Here is a 17,001-nt window from a genome sequence, read left to right on the forward strand (position 1 = left end):
TCGGGCGTTCTAGCGTGGCCGCATGATCGAGCTTGAGGGCCTCACCAAGCGATTCGGCGCGACGACCGCCGTGGATCACCTCAGTTTCCAGGTCAGACCGGGGGTGGTGACCGGCTTCCTCGGTCCGAACGGTGCCGGCAAGTCCACGACCATGCGCATGATGCTCGACCTCGACAACCCGACCAGCGGCACGGTCCGGGTCTACGGCAAGCACTACCGCGACCTGCCGGAGCCGCTGAAGCACGTGGGGGCGCTGCTGGACGCGAAGGCCATGCACGGTGGCCGAAGTGCATACAACAACCTTCTTTGTCTCGCCCAGTCGAACAGCATCCCGCGGCAGCGGGTCGACGAGGTACTGGATCTGGTCGGCCTGACGGCCGTGGCGAAGAAGAAGTCCAAAGGATTTTCGCTCGGAATGAGCCAACGGCTGGGAATCGCCTCCGCATTGCTGGGCGATCCGGAAATCCTGATGTTCGACGAGCCGGTCAACGGCCTGGATCCCGAGGGAATTCTCTGGATCCGCAATCTGATGAAGGGCCTGGCGGCGGAGGGGAGGACGATCTTCGTCTCCTCCCATCTGATGAGCGAAATGGCGCTGACTGCAGATCATTTGGTGGTGATCGGACAGGGAAAGCTGCTGGCAGACCTGCCGATGGCCGATTTCATCCAGCAGAACTCGCGCAGCTACGTCCGGCTGCGCTCGCCGCAGCAGGAGCGGCTGAAAGACGTCCTGCACGAGGCCGGGATCAACGCCGTGAGCGTTCCCGCCACCGGCACCCTGGAGATCGACGGCGTGAGTGCGGAGCAGCTCGGCGAGCTGGCCGCCCAGCACCAGATCGTGCTGCACGAGCTCAGCCCGCAACGGGCTTCACTGGAGGAAGCGTTCATGCGCATGACGGCGGACTCGGTCGAGTACCACGCCCACGCACCGGGCATGGCTGCCGACAACCCGGCCCGGCCGGCCGACGTCCCCGCCTGGGGCGCCGGCTACGAGGCGACGCGCAAGGGCGGTGAGTGAGCATGGCCTTCACCGCCGTCCTGCAGTCCGAGTGGACCAAGATCCGCACGGTCGCCTCCACCAGCTGGACGCTGATCGTCTCGCTGGTGGTCACCGTCGGCGTCAGCGCCGCGATCTGCGCGTTCATCAACGCGAGCTTCCAGGACATGCCCCCGGCCCAGCAGGCCACCTTCGACCCCACCCAGGCGAGCTTCGCCGGGATGACCCTCGGTCAGCTGGCGATGATCGTCTTCGGGGCGCTGGTGGTCGGTACCGAGTACAGCACCGGCATGATCCGCACCTCGCTGGCCGCCGTACCCCGGCGCGAGTACTTCCTGCTCGGCAAGCTCACGGTGGCGACCGCCCTGGCCCTGGTGGTCGGCCTCCTCACCAGCTTCCTCTCCTTCTTCCTCGGTCAGGCGCTGCTCGGCGACCGCAGTATCGGGATCGGTGCGGAGAACGTGCTGCGGGCGGTGGTCGGCGCGGGCCTCTACATGGCCCTGCTCGCCCTGCTCTCGATGGGAGTGACCGCACTGCTGCGCAGTTCGGTCCTGTCCATGTGCCTCATGATCCCCTTCATCCTGGTGCTCCCGGCCATCCTGTCCATCGCCGAGGCGACCCGAAAGGTGGGCATGTACCTGCCCAATCAGGCCGGATCCAAGATCATGCAGGTCGTGCCGAACGGAATGGACTCCCCGGACACCCCGTACGGGCCCTGGGGCGGCCTCGGGATCATGACCCTGTGGACGCTGGCAGCCGTACTCGGGGGCTACCTCGTCCTCAAGAAGAGGGACGCCTGACGGCCGGCCCCCTGCTGAAGTACTACGGGTGATGCCCGGGTCGGTCTCAGGGGCACCTCAGGGATCCGGCCCGGGACGGAACCGCAGGAACCTCGTTATCCTCTTAACCCTTACGCGGGCGAAAGTCGTCCCGGCCTGGTAAGGGGCAGCAAGATGATCGAGGCAGTCGGCCTGACCAAGCGCTACGGCGCGAAGACCGCCGTCGACCAGCTGTCCTTCCAGGTCAAGCCGGGTCACGTCACCGGATTCCTGGGGCCCAACGGCTCCGGCAAGTCCACCACCATGCGCATGATCGTCGGCCTGGACCGACCCACATCCGGCCACGTCACGATCAACGGCCGGCCCTTCCGGGAGCTGCCGAACGCCCAGCGGCACGTCGGGGCCCTGCTCGATGCCAAGGCCGTGCACGGCGGCCGCCGGGCCCGGGCCCACCTGCTCTCCATCGCCCAGCTCTCCGGGATCCCGGAGAAGCGGGTGGACGAGGTGCTGGCCGTGGTCGGCCTCCAGGACGCCGCCCGGCAGCGTACGAAGGGCTTCTCGCTCGGCATGGGCCAGCGGCTCGGCATCGCCACCGCCCTGCTCGGCGACCCGCAGGTGCTCCTGTTCGACGAGCCGGTCAACGGTCTCGACCCCGAGGGCATCCTCTGGGTCCGCAATCTCATGCGCCGCCTCGCCTCCGAGGGCCGCACCGTCCTGGTCTCCTCGCACCTGATGAGCGAGATGGCGCTGACCGCCGACCACCTGATCGTGATCGGCCGGGGGCGGCTGCTGGCCGACATGGGAACCCAGGAGTTCATCGCGCACAACTCGGCCGGATTCGCTCGGGTGCGCGCGGCCGACACTGATCGTCATGGCCGGGAGACGCTGGGTACGACTCTCACCAAGGCGGGCGGGCAGGTCCTCCAGGAGCCCGACGGAGCACTCCGCGTGACCGGGCTGGAGCTGCCGCGGATCTCGGACCTGGCGCACGCGGCCGGTGTCCGGCTGTGGGAGCTGTCACCGCACCGGGCCTCGCTGGAGGAGGCGTACATGCGGATGACCCAGTCCACGGTCGAGTACACCTCCACCGACGACCCGCGGGCCGAGCTGTGGGAGCCGGAGCCGCTCTCCCTCCCGGCCTGGGAGGACGAGGCGGAGGCCGCCCCCGAGGTCCCGCAGAACGGTTTCTACGCTCCGCCGCCGCCCGGGGCGGGCGGGCAGCCGTTCCTGATGCCCAGCAAGCCGGGCGAGCTCGCGAGCACCACCAGGAACACCACCCCGCACACCCCCGAGGACACCCGATGACCCCGACGACCACGACCGCGGAGCAGCCCGGGAGCTACAGCTCCCCCCTGGCCACGCCGCGGCCGCACCTGGGGCACGCCCTGGCCTCGGAGTGGACCAAACTGGTCTCGCTCCGCTCCACCCTGTGGACGCTGGGCTCGCTCGTGCTGATCGTGGTCGGTGTCGGCCTGCTCGTCGTCGCGCAGACCGGGGACGAGGACTTCGCGCAGATCAACTTCACCACGCCCGCCCTGATCGGCCTGCTGGTCGGCCAGCTCGCGGTGATCGTCCTCGGCGTGCTGACCATCAGCTCGGAGCACGGCACCGGGCTGGTGCGGACCACCTTCACGGCCGCCCCCGACCGGCACCGGGTGCTCACCGCGAAGTACCTCGTCTTCAGCATGACGGCCTTCGTCACCACCACACTGTCGGTCTTCGTGGTCGGGGTCTCCGCGGCGGTCGTACGCGGCGGCACCGCGTCCGGCCCGCACGCGGCCGGCGAGTGGTTCGGGGCACTGCTCGGCTGCGGCTACGTCACCCTGCTCGGCGTGCTCGCGCTCGCGATCGGTGCGCTGGTGCGGCACTCGGCCGGGGCGATCGCCATGATGCTGGGCCTGGTCACGCTGCCGCCGGTGATCGGGGGCATGCTCAGCATGTGGGTGGCCGTCGAGCCCATCGGGCGGCTCATCCTGCGGCACAACGTACCGGTGGCGATGATGCAGCTGTTCGGCCTGTCGGAGGGCGGCGACCTCGGCCCGTCTCCGAGCATCTTCGCGCACCTGGCGCTGATCGTGCTGGTCACCGGGACCGCAGTGGCCGGCTCGTACGTGGTCGTCGGCCGCCGGGACGTCTAGGCCTAGTACCTGGGAGCGTTGCGGGACCGCTGCACCTTCGAGGTGCGGCGGTCCTTCGCGTTCCAGCAGGCCTTGTGCCAGTGCCGGCGGTCGTCCACGCCGCCGTACTCGGGCCAGGCCACCAGGTGCGGGGTGCCGGAGGGGATCTCCTGGTCGCAGCCGGGGCAGCGGTAGCGCTTGCCCGCCGCGCTCGCGCCGGCCACGTGCCGGACCTTCCAGTCCTCGCCCTGGTACTCCTCCGTGCGCTCCAGCCCGTAGCGGTCGAGGCCGGTGCTGGGGCGTTCGTCCGGGGTCTCGCCGCCCCTGGGGCGGTTGTTGCGCGGTGACACGTATACCTCACGGATGGGCGGACGGCAGTGACTTTCTCCCAGACTACGCGCAGCGGGCCGGGTACCCGCAGGGTTGCCGAGGAAGGCGGCCGCGCGAAGAGGAATGGCCCGACAATCCCAATAACTTTCGTGTCAGCCCGTGCCTTTGGCACGTGTCAGACGTTGTTGCCATAGGAAGAACCGGTCAACCTGGGGGAGGCCGCGTCAGCCGCGAGGAGGCTAAAGGCGATGCGCGTAGGAGCGTTTGTACTGGCGGCCCAGTTCCCGGGTCAGGGACAGGGAGAGGCACTGCACCGGGCGGTGCGGACCGCCGAGGTGGCCGAGGAGGCCGGGCTCGACTCGGTCTGGCTCGCCGAGCACCACTTCGTGCCGTACGGGGTCTGCCCGTCGGCGGTGACCCTGGCGGCCCTGCTGCTGGGCCGGACCCGGCGGCTGCGGGTGGGCACGGCGGTGAGCGTGCTGCCCAGCACGCACCCGGTGGCGCTCGGGGAGCAGGCGGCCCTGCTGCACGTGACCTCGGGCGGCCGGTTCACCCTCGGGGTGGGCCGCGGCGGGCCGTGGGTCGACCTGGAGGTGTTCGGGGGCGGCCTGGACAGTTACGAGAACGGCTTCCCGGAGGCCCTGGACCTGCTGCGGCGCTGGCTGACCCGGGCACGGGTGGGCGCCGCCGGCGAGCGGTACGGATTCCGCGAGGTGGATGTCGTACCGCGGCCCTCGGAGGCCCTGGACGGGGACGCGGCGGGGCCCGAGGTCATCGTGGCCTGCACCTCGCCGGCATCGGTACGGATGGCCGCGGAGCGGGGGCTGCCGATGCTCCTCGGGATGCACTGCGGGGACGACAGCAAGGCCGAGATGGTCGCGCTGTGGCGCAGCACGGCGCTGGCGGCGGGTCACTCACGCGAGCACGTGGCCGGCGCGGGGCACGTCTCCGCCGGGGTGTGCCAGATCGCGGACCGTACGGCGGACGCGCGCGAGACCCTGCTGAAGGCGATGCCGGGCTGGCTCAAGCAGGGCCTCGACGCGCATGTGACGGTGGACGGCCGGGAGCGTGCGATGCGGGATCCGGTCGCCTATACGGAACTGTTGTGCGACCTGCACCCGGTGGGTACCCCGGAGGTGGCGGCGGACCGGCTGGCGGCCACGTCGGCACGGACGGGCATCACGCGCTTCGCCCTCCTGACGGAGGGCTCGGGCGATCTCGCCGCGACGGAGGAGAACGTACGCCGGCTCGGCGCCGAAGTCCTTCCCCGCCTCGGCTGAGACGGCCCGTCGGCCCCACCTGGGCCGTTTCTTTCGGATCACGCCCGGGCGGCATGATCCGAAAGAGGCGGCCAGGACACGGCCGTCAGGGCCTAGCAGTCGCGCAGCTCCGGCGACTGGTTGAGCAGCTGACCGCGGATCGAAGTGAACTTGGCCAGCCGGTCGTCCACCGAGGGATCCAGCGGGAACACCGCCACCCGGTGACAGTTCTGGAATGCCAGGCGCACTCCGAAGTGCCGCTGCAGCGCACCGCGTATCGCGTCACTCGCGAGGGCGCGCAGCAGCTGCCCCCGCGCCTGCTCGTCCGGCGGCGGCGTCTGGTTGTCGGCGAACTCTCCGCCGTCCACCTTCAGCTGAGCCACCAGCGAGCTGATCATCTCCCAGGCGAAGGGCAGGGAGGTCCGGACGCAGTCGACGAAAGCGGCTTCGTCGACCTCGCCTCGCTCGGCCTGTTCGAGTAGGGCCGGTGAGACGTCGAGCGACATGGGTTCTCCTCTCGCGACCCCGGCTGTTTGGGTTGCCGGAGTCTTACGGGCAGGGAAGGAGGTCGCGACGCAGAGTGCACGCTCGACAACCTCCCGCTCACCACGGTAGGCGTCCCATCGGTGACGCACCAGGAGAATGCGCATACAACGCGCCATCGGCGAACGGGGCTTTCAGGGGCGAATCGCGTGAAGGCCTTCTCGTCGAGTAGCGTTGCCGACCATGCGTCTCGTCATTGCCCGCTGCTCCGTCGACTACGCGGGCCGGCTCACCGCCCATCTGCCCTCGGCACCCCGTCTGATCCTCGTGAAGGCTGACGGCAGTGTCTCGATCCACGCGGACGACCGAGCGTACAAACCGCTCAACTGGATGTCGCCGCCGTGCACCCTCAAGGAGGGGAGCGGCGATGAGGCCAACATCTGGACGGTCATCAACAAGGCGGGCGAGAAGCTCATCATCACCATGGAGGAAGTCCTCCACGACTCCTCCCACGAGCTCGGCACCGACCCGGGGCTCATCAAGGACGGCGTCGAGGCACACCTCCAGGAGCTCCTGGCGGACCGCATCGAAACGCTGGGCGAGGGCTACACGCTGATCCGGCGCGAGTACATGACGGCGATCGGCCCGGTGGACATCCTGTGCCGGGACGGCTCGGGTGCGACGGTGGCCGTGGAGATCAAGCGCCGCGGCGAGATCGACGGTGTCGAGCAGCTGACCCGCTACCTCGAACTCCTCAACCGCGACCCGCACCTGGCCCCGGTCCGGGGCATCTTCGCGGCCCAGGAGATCAAGCCGCAGGCGAAGGTGCTGGCGACGGACCGCGGCATGGACTGCGTGGTCCTGGACTACAACGCGCTGCGCGGCATCGAGGACGACAAGCTCCGCCTGTTCTGATCCTCCGCCCCTGCCCGCACAACGGCTCCGTCCCGAGGGACGGAGCCGTTGTCGTTCACCGGTCCGTGACCGGTGAGACGGCCGCGCCCGTACCGCTCTGGGTGGTGGTCGTCGTCGGCGACGGGGCCGCGGTCTCCGTCGCGGTGGGCGAGGGCTCCGCGCTCGTCGTCGTCGGCGGCGGCGAAACGGACGTCGCCGGCGGGGACTTGGGCGGTGTCGGGGACGGGCGGCGCGACGGGGTCCGGGCGGGACTGCGGCCCGGGGTCGGGGCGGCGCTCTGCCCGGGCTCCGAGGTTTCCGCCGGCGGGGCCGATACGGGCGGCTCCGGTGCAGGATCGTTCCCGCTGTTGACCGCCGTCGTGGCGGACTCCGTGACCGTGGGGGTGGCGGACACCGCCGGTCCCTGCGCCGGGGGCGCGGTGTCCGAGGAGCTCAGCGCGAGGCTCACGACGGTGCCGAGCGCCACCACCGTCAGCGCGCCCGCGCCGGCCAGCAGCACGAGCCGGCGACGGCCGGGGGCCGGGGCCGGTGCGGTGGCGGGCCGGGGCACGGCGGGCGGGGCGGGCTTCGGATTCAGCGGGAAGGCGTCCTCGAAGACCTCGGACAGCGTCGTGGGCGTCTCCGAGCGGGCGGTCACCGGCACGACCGGGGTCATCCGGGTCACCGCCTCGGCGGAGACCGGGACCACGGGGGCGACCCGGGCCCCGGGAGCCACGGGGGCCACCTTGGCCGTGGGCGCCTCGGAGGCCGCCGGGGCCGCCTTGGGTACGGGGGCTGCCTTGGGTACGGGGGCTGCCTTGGGGGCCGGAGCGGCCGGGGTGGCCACCGTCACGGCCTCCGGAGAGGCCGCCGGGGCGGCAGGCGCCTCCAGCCGCAGCGGGGGTGACACGGCCGCCCCCGCCGTCTCCCGGTCGACGACCAGCGCCAGCGCCCGCCGCCCCGCGACCGTGCCCCGCTTGTCCGCGAGGGCGCCCCGCAGCCCGGTCGAGGTCTCCAGCTCGGCCCGCGCCCGGTCCAGCCGCTCCTCGCACAGGGCCAGCACACCGAGTTCGTGGTGGAAGTACGCCTGCTCGGCGACCTCCCCGGCCTTGCGCGCGGCCTCCGCTCCCGAGCGCAGCACCCGCTCCCAGGCCTCCCAGTGCAGCGAGGCCGCGAACGCCGGAGCCGCCGTGCGCGCGAGCAGCACCGCCGCGACCACGTCCGCACCGGCCAGTGCCGCCAGCACCGCGTCCGCCTCCGCCGCGACCCGCGCCGGGACCACCGAGGCGTGCCCGGTCCACCAGGCGTAGTGCCGGGCGGCCGTACGGGCCTCCTCCGACGCGGTGTCCCCGTAGCCGACCTCCTCCAGCTGCCGCGCGACGCCCGGCGCCAGCCGGTACCGCGTCCCGACGGGCGTCAGCAGCCCGCAGGCCAGCAGCTCCGCCACCGCCGTGTCGGCGTGGGTGTCCCCCACCAGTGCGGGCAGGTGCGCGTGGTGCGGCAGTTCGCCGCCCAGCGCGCACGCGATCCGCAGGGCCGCGCGCGCCGACTCGCTGACCCGCGAGGCCAGCAGCTCCGCCGGGGCGGCGCCTTCGGCGAGGGTCGGCAGCGGTACGTGCACGGCGTCGCGCGGGCGCTCCTCGAAGACGCCGGGCTCCTCCTCCTCGTCGTCCTCGTCGCTGTGGTTGAGCTCGTCCCGCTGCCGCAGCAGTGCGGCGGCCTGTACGAAGCGCAGGGGAAGCCCCTCGGAGGCGAAGCGCAGGTCCCCCGCCCAGGCGGTCTCCTCGTCCGTCAGCGGCCGTCCGACGCCCGCTTCCAGCAGTTCCAGGCAGTCGGCCTTGCCCAGTCCGGCGAGGAAGACATCCTCGATGTGCGAGTCGTCGGAGGGGGCCCGGGTGTCCGGGGTCGCGGCCAGCAGGTAGGCGCATTCGGGGGTGGCGCGCATCAGCTCGTCGAGGGCGGTCCCGCCCATCTCCAGGTCGTCCAGGAGGACGACGGCGCCTATCTCCCGTACGCGGGCCAGGAGCTCGGCCCGTCCGGGGCGCTGCTGCTCGGCCTCGTACACGGTCGCGCAGAGGGCGTGGAGCAGTTCCCCGGGCTGCTGGTGCCCGTATCCGCTGAGCCGTACGACGCCGTCGGGCGCGAGGCCCGCGCACCGGTCGGCGACCGCGTCGAGCAGCGCGGTGCGGCCGGATCCCGAGGGACCGGTCAGCCGTACGGACCGGCCCCGGCCCAGCAGCCGCACCAGCCGCTCCCGCTCCTCCTCGCGCTCCAGCAGGGGGCGGGCGGGGACAGCGGGGCCCGGCAGGACCGGCGGCCGTGCGGCGGCGGTGCGGGCCGCGCGGGCGGCCGCGTCGCGCTTGGCGGGCCGGGCCGGCTCGGTGCCGGGGCGCAGCGGTTCGATCTCGCTGCCGTCGACCGGGTTGACGGTGAGGGCGAACTCGCCCGCGGTCAGGCTGACGACCCGCGCGGGCCCGGCAGCCGCGGGTGTCGCGGCCGCGGTGGGCGCTGTGGGCGCCGCGGGCGCGGAGCCGCCCGTAGGCTGCTCGTGCTGCTCGGTCTGCCCCTGTGTACGGTCCATGACCCAGTCCCCCGATCGCGGGCCGCGCGCCTCGCCGTCGTACCGCCCGGCCTTCGCGCACCCGCTGTCGCTACCGGTCCGGTTTCCGCCCGAACCCTAGACCGTGGCCGGTCGTGCGGGAAACCGCAGGGGTGCGATCACCACCGGACCGTTACGTTTGCGCAGGGAATACGGAGGTCAGCGGCCTGCCGGTCAGACGCGGGGCAGGGACTCGGCTTCCAGGCCGCCCTCGATCGCGAGGATCCGGTGCAGCCGGGTCGCGACGAGCAGCCGCTGCATCTGCGGCGGCACGCCGCGCAGGACCAGACGCCGGCCGGTCCGGCCGGCCCGGCGGTGCGCTCCCATGATCACGCCGAGGCCGGTCGCGTCCCAGGAGTCGAGCCCCGTGAGATCGAGGACGAGATCGCCCTGGCCGTCGTCGAGGGCGGAGTGGAGGGCCGTACGGGCGTCCGCCGCGCTGCGCACGTCGAGGCGGCCCCCGACAGCGAGTTCGGCGTGGTCGCCCCTGATGTGCATGTGTACTCCCGGCGGTACTGCGTACGTATGGTCCGACTGGCCCGTGGTCGGCAACTCTCACTGCAACTGACTGCCGCACGGGCAGGGAAGTTGCCGACCGTGAGCGAACCGATACCTAATTCACCCTGTGGGGTGAAGGCATTCGAACGGTGGTGCTCCGTGGCAGGGCCAGGCCTCAGTGCTTGTAGAAGCCCTGGCCGCTCTTGCGGCCGATGTCCCCGGCGTCCACCATCCGGCGCATGAGCTCCGGCGGGGCGAACTTCTCGTCCTGGGACTCGGTGTAGATGTTGCTGGTGGCGTGCAGCAGGATGTCGACGCCCGTGAGGTCGGCGGTGGCCAGGGGGCCCATCGCGTGCCCGAAGCCGAGCTTGCAGGCGATGTCGATGTCCTCGGCGGAGGCCACGCCCGACTCGTACAGCTTGGCGGCCTCGACGACCAGCGCGGAGATCAGGCGGGTCGTCACGAAGCCGGCGACGTCGCGGTTGACGACGATGCAGGTCTTGCCGACGGACTCGGCGAACGCCCGGGTGGTGGCGAGGGTTTCGTCGCTCGTCTTGTAGCCGCGCACGAGCTCGCACAGCTGCATCATCGGGACGGGCGAGAAGAAGTGGGCGCCGACGACCCGCTCCGGACGCTCCGTCACGGCCGCGATCTTCGTGATCGGGATGGCGGAGGTGTTGGAGGCGAGGATCGCGTCCTCGCGGACGATCTTGTCCAGGGCACGGAAGATCTCGTGCTTGATCTCGATCTTCTCGAAGGCCGCCTCCACCACGATGTCGACGTCGGCGACCGCGTCGAGGTCCGTGGTGGTGGTGATGCGCGCGAGCGCCGCCTCGGCGTCCTCGGCCGTCAGCTTGCCCTTGGAGACGAACCTGTCGTAGGAGGCCTTGATTCCGTCCGTGCCACGGGTCAGCGCGGCCTCGGTGACATCGCGGAGTACGACGTCCCAACCCGCCTGAGCGGAGACCTGCGCGATTCCGGAACCCATGAGTCCGGCACCGATGACGGCGAGCTTCCCAGCCACTACACACCCCTCGTTTCCCTACGGCACAGTCACGTAGCCACTCCGGCGGAGACTAGCGCCCGGGCGGTGCGGTGTGACCGTGAAGTAACACGCGTCACGTCTCAGATGACGGACATCACACCGGTACGGCCCAGCAGCCCTCCCCCACCGTCCAGTTCACCCGTCCTCGTCCCCGGCGTACCTCTCGGCCAGTACGCGCAGCCGCCCCAGCTCCTTGCGCGCGGCGCCGAGGCGGCCGAGTCCGACGGCCATGGCGCCTCGTCCCGCGAGGTAGTGGGCGTCCGCCCGGGCCTGTTCGTCCGCCTCCGGGCGCGCGCAGATCTCCCGCTGCAGGAAGCGGATCTCCTCCAGGGTCCGGCGCGCGGTGGAGACCTTCGCCTCCCCGGACGGGAGCTCCGTGCGCAGCATGTCCTTGGCGTAGTCCCACACCCTCGCGTCGCACTCGGCGGCGGCCGGCTCGCCCGGGTGGTGCGGGTGACCGGCCCAGCGGGCGGCGTGTTCGCGCAGGTCGTCGATGCGGTCGAGGGCCTCCTTCAGGCGCCCGGCGGTCACGGCCGCCCGCCCGGCCCCGGCGCACTCGGCCGACTCGCGGAGGGCGACCGGGCCGTCCGCGTCCCGGGTGGCGAGGAAGCCCGCCAGGAGATCGATCTGCTGGGCGGCCTCGGCCAGCCGCCAGATGTAGTACACGTCGGCCACTTCGCCGCTCCCTCCCGGGCCAGGGCCCCACCGGACCCTACGCGGGCAGCAGTGACCTCGCCCGGAATTTTCCCCGCGGGCCCGTCTACCCTGGCCGCATGGTGAACCTCACGCGCATCTACACCCGTACCGGCGACAAGGGCACGACCGCCCTGGGCGACATGAGCCGCACCGCCAAGACCGACCTGCGGATCTCCGCGTACGCCGACGCCAACGAGGCCAACGCGGCCATCGGGACGGCGATCGCGCTCGGCGGGCTGTCGGCGGACGTGGTGAAGGTTCTGGTCCGCGTGCAGAACGACCTGTTCGACGTCGGCGCGGACCTGTGCACCCCGGTGGTCGAGAACCCGGAGTACCCGCCGCTGCGCGTGGAGCAGTTCTACGTGGACAAGCTGGAGGCGGACTGCGACCACTTCCTGGAGCAGGTGGAGAAGCTGCGCAGCTTCATCCTCCCCGGCGGCACCCCCGGAGCGGCCCTGCTGCACCAGGCCTGCACGGTGGTCCGGCGCGCCGAGCGTGCGACGTGGGCGGCGCTGGAGGTGCACGGCGAGGTGATGAACCCGCTGACCGCCACCTACCTGAACCGGCTCTCCGACCTCCTGTTCATCCTGGCCCGGGTGGCCAACAAGGAGGTCGGGGACGTTCTGTGGGTACCGGGCGGCGAGCGCTAGTGCCGGACGCCGCCCGGCACTGGCCCGACCGGCAGGACACGCCCTAACGCTCGGCGAGCGGCCGCTCCTCGGCGCCGTCCGGGACGGCCGGGGCCTTGCTCGGCCAGATCGTGTACGCCGCGGCGACCAGGGCGTGGATCCCGACCGCCCGCAGGGCGCCGGACTGCCAGCCCTGGAGCGAGCTGACGTCGCCCGCGTCGCCCACGTACCAGATCGCCACCTGCAGCAGGGCCAGGGCGACGGCCGCGGCGATCACCGTACGGACCCAGAGCTTCCACTCGTGCCGGGCCCTCGCCTTGCCGTACCCGGGACCCGTCGGCTTCGGCCCCCCGGCCAGCCGGTACGCGGCGTGCCCGTCGAGCCACTTGATCGTGTAGTGGCCGTAGGCGACGGTGTAGCCGATGTAGAGCGCGGCCAGTCCGTGCTTCCAGTCCGGCTCGGCGCCGTTCTTGAGGTCGAGCGTGGTGACCACCAGCAGGACCAGCTCCATCAGGGGCTCGCCCAGCAGTACCGCCGCCCCCAGCCTGGGCATCTTCGCGAGGTAGCGCAGGGCCAGGCCGGCCGCCAGCAGTACCCAGAAGCCGACCTCGCAGGCGATGATCAGCGCGACGATCATGGGACTCTCCGTCCGCTCGGGTTCTCCGTTCCCTCCCAGACTCCCGTCCGGCCGGGCCCGATACGTCGTCGCCATTGACCATGTGGGCCTGCATCGTTCGATGTACCCGCACCTCGGCCTCTCCGCCGAGGTGCGGGGCCCGCGCACCCTGTTGGATGGGAACGTGACCGAGAAGAGCCTGCGCCCCCACCGTGACGACGTCTTCCTCGCGGTGGTCAGCACGGCCGCCGGCCTGGCCTTCTGGTCGCTCGGGGTCTACAGCAGCCCCGGCCGGGGCTCCCTGCCGGCCTGGGCGGCCCTGGTCCCCCTCGTGGCCCTCGGCGCGATGGAACTGCTGCGCCGCACCAAGCCCAATCTGACCCTGGCCGTCGGCACCGTCGGGGTGGTCGCCGACCAGTTCACGGTCGGCAGCCTCGCCACCGTCGTGATCTTCACCGACCTGATGTACGCCGCCGTCGTGTACGGAAAACCGGCCATGGCCCGGCGGCTCCCGGTCAGCACCGGCCTGATCACCATCGTGGTCACCATCGCCTCGCTGGCCTGGCTGCGCACCCCGCAGGCCCTGCTGATCGGTGCGATCACCGGCATCGTGAGCTTCGGCCCGGCCCTGACCGGCGCCACCCTGCGCAACCACCGCGAGGCCGCCGAGGCGGCCCGGCTGCGCGCCGAGCAGACCGCGCTGCTGGCCGAGATGGACCGTAGTCAGGCCGTGGCGGCCGAGCGCGCCCGGATGGCCCGGGAGCTGCACGACATGGTGGCCAACCACCTCTCCGCCATCGCCATCCACTCCACCGCCGCGCTCTCCATCGACACGGCCGCGACGAGCCGGGACGCGCTCGGTGTGATCCGCGAGAACAGCGTGCAGGGGCTGGCCGAAATGCGTCGGTTGATCGGGCTGCTGCGGGATGCCGGCGGCGACAAGGAGCCGGTCGCCGTGCCCTCGCTGGACGGCCTGGCCGCCCTGCTCGGGCAGGCCAGGACCAACGGCTCCGCGAGCGGGCTGACGTTCGTGCTCCACGACGACCGGACCTCCGGGGAGCCGGCGGCGGCGCCCGTGGAGCTGGCCGCGTACCGGATCGTCCAGGAGTCGCTGACCAACGCCCTCAAGCACGCCGCCCCGGGCACCGTCACGGTCCGCGTGGCGCACACCGACGGGCTGCTGACCGTGGCGGTGGACTCGCCCTTCGGGGACCGGCCGGGGCCCCGCGCCCCGGGATCGGGGGCCGGGCTGATCGGCATGCGGGAGCGGACGGAGCTGCTGGGCGGGGAGTTCACGGCGGGGCGGTCCGGTGCGGTGTGGCAGGTGCGGGCGACACTGCCCGCGGAGGAGAAGGCGGTGGAGGCATGACCATTCGGGTGGTGGTGGCGGAGGATCAGGGCGCGGTCCGGGCCGGGCTGGTGCTCATCCTGCGCAGCGCGGGCGACGTGGAGGTGGTGGGCGAGGCGGGCGACGGGGAGGAGGCGGTGCGCCTGGCCCGGGAGCTACGGCCGGATCTCGTCCTCATGGACGTGCAGATGCCCCGGCTCGACGGGGTGTCCGCGACCCGTCAGGTGGTCTCGGAGGGCCTCGCCGACGTCCTGGTGCTGACCACCTTCGACCTCGACGAGTACGTCTTCGGGGCGCTGCGGGCGGGGGCCGCGGGCTTCCTGCTGAAGAACGCGGACGCGGCGGAGCTGATCGAGGCGGTACGGACCGTCGCTCGCGGGGAGGGCCTGATCGCCCCGGCGGTGACCAGACGGCTGATCGCGGAGTTCGCGGCGCCCCGCCCGGCGCGGCCCGCCCCGGCGCCGGAGCGGGCCGCGGCGGTCGCCTCCCTCACGCGGCGGGAGCGGGAGGTGCTGAGTGCGCTGGGCGAGGGCCTGTCGAACGCGGAGATCGCCGTGCGCCTGGAGATGGCGGAGGCGACGGCCAAGACGCACGTCAGCAGGCTGCTCGGCAAGCTGGAGCTGCGCAGCAGGCTCCAAGCGGCGGTGCTGGCGCAGGAGTTGGGGATATAGGCGCGCAGGCGCGCACCGGTCTGGACCTCTTGACGGTTGGTCCAGACCTTTCTACGCTCGCCGCAACACTGTGGTGAGCGTGCCATGACAAAGCGTGCTCACGGGCGGCGCAGGTCCCACCCCCATGTCGCAGTCGGCCCCCACGACCGCGACGGACCTACGGAGGATCACCCTTGAGCACAGCATCCCCACCCCGCACCAGGCGCACCCGGTTCTTCAGCAGAGTCGCGGCCGTCGTGGCCGCCCTCGCCCTGCCCGTCAGCGGACTCGTCGCCCTGGCCGGCCCGGCCCAGGCAGCCGCCTCCGCGACGGCGACGTACACCAAGGTCTCCGACTGGGGCTCCGGCTTCGAGGGCAAGTGGGTGGTGAAGAACACCGGCACCACCACCCTCAGCAGCTGGACCGTGGAGTGGGACTACCCGGCGGGCACCTCGGTCACCTCGGCCTGGGACGCCACCGTCACCGGCTCGGGCACCCACTGGACCGCCAAGAACCTGGGCTGGAACGGCACCCTCGCCCCCGGCGCGACCGCCAGCTTCGGCTTCAACGGCGCCGGCGGCGGCGCCCCCGGCGGCTGCAAGATCAACGGCGCCTCCTGCGACGGCGGCACCCAGCCCGGCGACACTCCCCCCACCACTCCCGGCACCCCCACCGCGAGCAACGTCGCCGACACCTCGCTCACCCTGACCTGGACCCCCGCCACCGACGACAAGGGCGTCAAGAACTACGACGTCTACCGGGGCTCCGCCAGGATCGCCACGGTCACCGGGACCAGCTACGCCGACTCCGGCCTGACCAAGGGCACGACGTACACGTACAGCGTCACCGCCCGCGACACCATCGACCAGACCGGCCCCTCCTCCGGCTCGGCCACGGTGACGACGACCGGCGGGGTCATCCCCCCGGACCCGGGCGGCAAGGTCAAGCTCGGCTACTTCACCAACTGGGGCGTCTACGGCCGCAACTACCACGTGAAGAACCTGGTCACCTCCGGCACCGCGGGCAAGATCACCCACATCAACTACGCCTTCGGCAACGTCCAGAACGGCCAGTGCACCATCGGTGACGCCTACGCCGACTACGACAAGGCCTACACCGCCGACCAGAGCGTCGACGGCGTCGCCGACACCTGGGACCAGCCGCTGCGCGGCAGCTTCAACCAGCTGCGCAAGCTGAAGAAGGCCTACCCGAACATCAAGATCCTGTGGTCCTTCGGCGGCTGGACCTGGTCCGGCGGCTTCCCGCAGGCCGCCGCCAACCCGACCGCCTTCGCCCAGTCCTGCTACAACCTCGTCGAGGACCCGCGCTGGGCCGACGTCTTCGACGGCATCGACCTGGACTGGGAGTACCCGAACGCCTGCGGCCTGTCCTGCGACACCAGCGGAGCGGCCGCCTTCAAGAACCTGGTGCAGGCGACCCGGGCCAAGTTCGGCGCGAACAACCTGGTCACCGCGGCCATCACCGCCGACGCCTCCAGCGGCGGCAAGATCGACGCGGCCGACTACGGCGGCGCCGCGCAGTACGTCGACTTCTACAACGTCATGACGTACGACTTCTTCGGCGCCTGGGCGGCCCAGGGTCCGACGGCCCCGCACTCCCCGCTCACCTCCTACGCGGGCATCCCGCAGGCCGGCTTCAACTCGGCCGACGCCATCGCCAAGCTCAAGGCCAAGGGCGTCGCCGGCGCCAAGCTCAACCTCGGCATCGGCTTCTACGGCCGCGGCTGGACCGGAGTGACCCAGGCGGCCCCCGGCGGCACCGCCACCGGACCCGCGCCGGGCACGTACGAGCAGGGCATCGAGGACTACAAGGTGCTCAAGACCAGCTGCCCGGCCACCGGCACCGTCGCCGGCACGGCCTACGCCAAGTGCGGCAGCAACTGGTGGAGCTACGACACCCCCGCCACGATCGCCGGGAAGATGACCTGGGCCAAGCAGCAGGGCCTCAAGGGAGCCTTCTTCTGGGAGTTCAGCGGCGACACCACGAACGGTGAGCTCGCCAACGCGATCCACACCGGTCTGCAGTAAAGACCGAAGCCGG

The 17,001-nt window shown here is 71.8% G+C and carries 17 protein-coding genes; 10 read left to right on the forward strand and 7 right to left on the reverse strand.

Annotation, left to right across the window (positions count from 1 at the left end; all coding sequences use genetic code 11):
• The first annotated feature begins 22 nt into the window (after nt 1–22).
• From ACFY04_RS23290 to ACFY04_RS23305, 4 genes are all read left to right on the forward strand, one after another.
• Nucleotides 23–1,018 carry an ABC transporter ATP-binding protein gene (locus ACFY04_RS23290; protein WP_389119276.1) on the forward strand — a complete coding sequence of 332 codons (996 nt, stop codon included), beginning with the start codon at nt 23–25 and terminating at the stop codon, nt 1,016–1,018.
• Nucleotides 1,019–1,020: 2 nt separating this feature from the next.
• On the forward strand, nt 1,021–1,797 hold the full coding sequence (locus tag ACFY04_RS23295; protein ID WP_389119278.1) for an ABC transporter permease subunit: 777 nt from the start codon (nt 1,021–1,023) through the stop codon (nt 1,795–1,797).
• Between the two features lie 153 nt (nt 1,798–1,950).
• Nucleotides 1,951–3,081 (forward strand): ABC transporter ATP-binding protein, encoded by a 1,131-nt coding sequence (locus ACFY04_RS23300; protein WP_389119280.1) that lies wholly within the window; start codon nt 1,951–1,953, stop codon nt 3,079–3,081.
• Entirely contained in the window at nt 3,078–3,914 is an 837-nt protein-coding gene (locus ACFY04_RS23305; RefSeq protein ID WP_389119282.1) for an ABC transporter permease, read from the forward strand. The genes ACFY04_RS23300 and ACFY04_RS23305 overlap by 4 nt, the downstream gene beginning before the upstream one ends.
• A gap of 2 nt (nt 3,915–3,916) precedes the next feature.
• Here ACFY04_RS23305 and ACFY04_RS23310 read toward each other — a convergent pair whose 3' ends face one another.
• Nucleotides 3,917–4,243 carry a hypothetical protein gene (locus tag ACFY04_RS23310; protein WP_030009607.1) on the reverse strand — a complete coding sequence of 109 codons (327 nt, stop codon included), beginning with the start codon at nt 4,241–4,243 and terminating at the stop codon, nt 3,917–3,919.
• 228 nt (nt 4,244–4,471) lie between these two features.
• Here ACFY04_RS23310 and ACFY04_RS23315 point away from each other — a divergent pair, with 228 nt between their 5' ends.
• The gene (locus ACFY04_RS23315; protein ID WP_389119284.1) at nt 4,472–5,503 is read left to right on the forward strand and encodes an LLM class flavin-dependent oxidoreductase; all 1,032 of its coding nucleotides are present in this window, start codon (nt 4,472–4,474) and stop codon (nt 5,501–5,503) included.
• A gap of 92 nt (nt 5,504–5,595) precedes the next feature.
• On the opposite strand, the gene ACFY04_RS23320 is transcribed toward ACFY04_RS23315, so the two are convergent.
• A complete protein-coding gene (locus tag ACFY04_RS23320; protein ID WP_030009605.1) occupies nt 5,596–5,988 on the reverse strand; it encodes an SCO5389 family protein in 393 nt (130 codons plus the stop codon).
• A 220-nt stretch (nt 5,989–6,208) separates the two neighbouring features.
• On the opposite strand from ACFY04_RS23320, the gene nucS reads away from it, so the two are divergent.
• The gene (gene nucS, locus ACFY04_RS23325; protein ID WP_382503838.1) at nt 6,209–6,880 is read left to right on the forward strand and encodes an endonuclease NucS; all 672 of its coding nucleotides are present in this window, start codon (nt 6,209–6,211) and stop codon (nt 6,878–6,880) included.
• A gap of 55 nt (nt 6,881–6,935) precedes the next feature.
• Here nucS and ACFY04_RS23330 read toward each other — a convergent pair whose 3' ends face one another.
• The 4 genes from ACFY04_RS23330 to ACFY04_RS23345 form a co-directional block, all read right to left on the reverse strand.
• The gene (locus ACFY04_RS23330; RefSeq protein WP_389119286.1) at nt 6,936–9,440 is read right to left on the reverse strand and encodes an ATP-binding protein; all 2,505 of its coding nucleotides are present in this window, start codon (nt 9,438–9,440) and stop codon (nt 6,936–6,938) included.
• A 192-nt stretch (nt 9,441–9,632) separates the two neighbouring features.
• Entirely contained in the window at nt 9,633–9,956 is a 324-nt protein-coding gene (locus ACFY04_RS23335) for an STAS domain-containing protein (RefSeq protein ID WP_030764081.1), read from the reverse strand.
• A gap of 175 nt (nt 9,957–10,131) precedes the next feature.
• Nucleotides 10,132–10,980, reverse strand: coding sequence for a 3-hydroxyacyl-CoA dehydrogenase family protein (locus ACFY04_RS23340; RefSeq protein ID WP_389119287.1), 849 nt, complete (start codon nt 10,978–10,980; stop codon nt 10,132–10,134).
• 156 nt (nt 10,981–11,136) lie between these two features.
• Nucleotides 11,137–11,676, reverse strand: a complete 540-nt coding sequence (locus ACFY04_RS23345) for a hypothetical protein (RefSeq protein ID WP_389119288.1) — start codon at nt 11,674–11,676, stop codon at nt 11,137–11,139.
• A gap of 98 nt (nt 11,677–11,774) precedes the next feature.
• Between ACFY04_RS23345 and ACFY04_RS23350 the strand changes: the two genes are divergently transcribed.
• Nucleotides 11,775–12,347, forward strand: a complete 573-nt coding sequence (locus ACFY04_RS23350) for a cob(I)yrinic acid a,c-diamide adenosyltransferase (RefSeq protein WP_373041110.1) — start codon at nt 11,775–11,777, stop codon at nt 12,345–12,347.
• Nucleotides 12,348–12,390: 43 nt separating this feature from the next.
• Here ACFY04_RS23350 and ACFY04_RS23355 read toward each other — a convergent pair whose 3' ends face one another.
• On the reverse strand, nt 12,391–12,963 hold the full coding sequence (locus tag ACFY04_RS23355; protein ID WP_389119290.1) for a hypothetical protein: 573 nt from the start codon (nt 12,961–12,963) through the stop codon (nt 12,391–12,393).
• 163 nt (nt 12,964–13,126) lie between these two features.
• Between ACFY04_RS23355 and ACFY04_RS23360 the strand changes: the two genes are divergently transcribed.
• The 3 genes from ACFY04_RS23360 (at nt 13,127) to ACFY04_RS23370 (ending at nt 16,988) form a co-directional block, all read left to right on the forward strand.
• A complete protein-coding gene (locus ACFY04_RS23360) occupies nt 13,127–14,311 on the forward strand; it encodes a sensor histidine kinase (RefSeq protein ID WP_389119292.1) in 1,185 nt (394 codons plus the stop codon).
• On the forward strand, nt 14,308–14,961 hold the full coding sequence (locus ACFY04_RS23365; protein ID WP_314244069.1) for a response regulator transcription factor: 654 nt from the start codon (nt 14,308–14,310) through the stop codon (nt 14,959–14,961). Before ACFY04_RS23360 ends, ACFY04_RS23365 begins: the two co-directional genes overlap by 4 nt.
• Nucleotides 14,962–15,134: 173 nt before the next feature.
• Complete coding sequence (locus tag ACFY04_RS23370) at nt 15,135–16,988, forward strand: glycosyl hydrolase family 18 protein (RefSeq protein ID WP_389119294.1); 1,854 nt, start codon at nt 15,135–15,137, stop codon at nt 16,986–16,988.
• The last annotated feature ends 13 nt before the right edge of the window (nt 16,989–17,001 follow it).

Origin of the sequence: Streptomyces sp. NPDC001549 (assembly GCF_042894025.1) — a bacterium.
GTDB lineage: Bacteria > Actinomycetota > Actinomycetes > Streptomycetales > Streptomycetaceae > Streptomyces > Streptomyces kutzneri.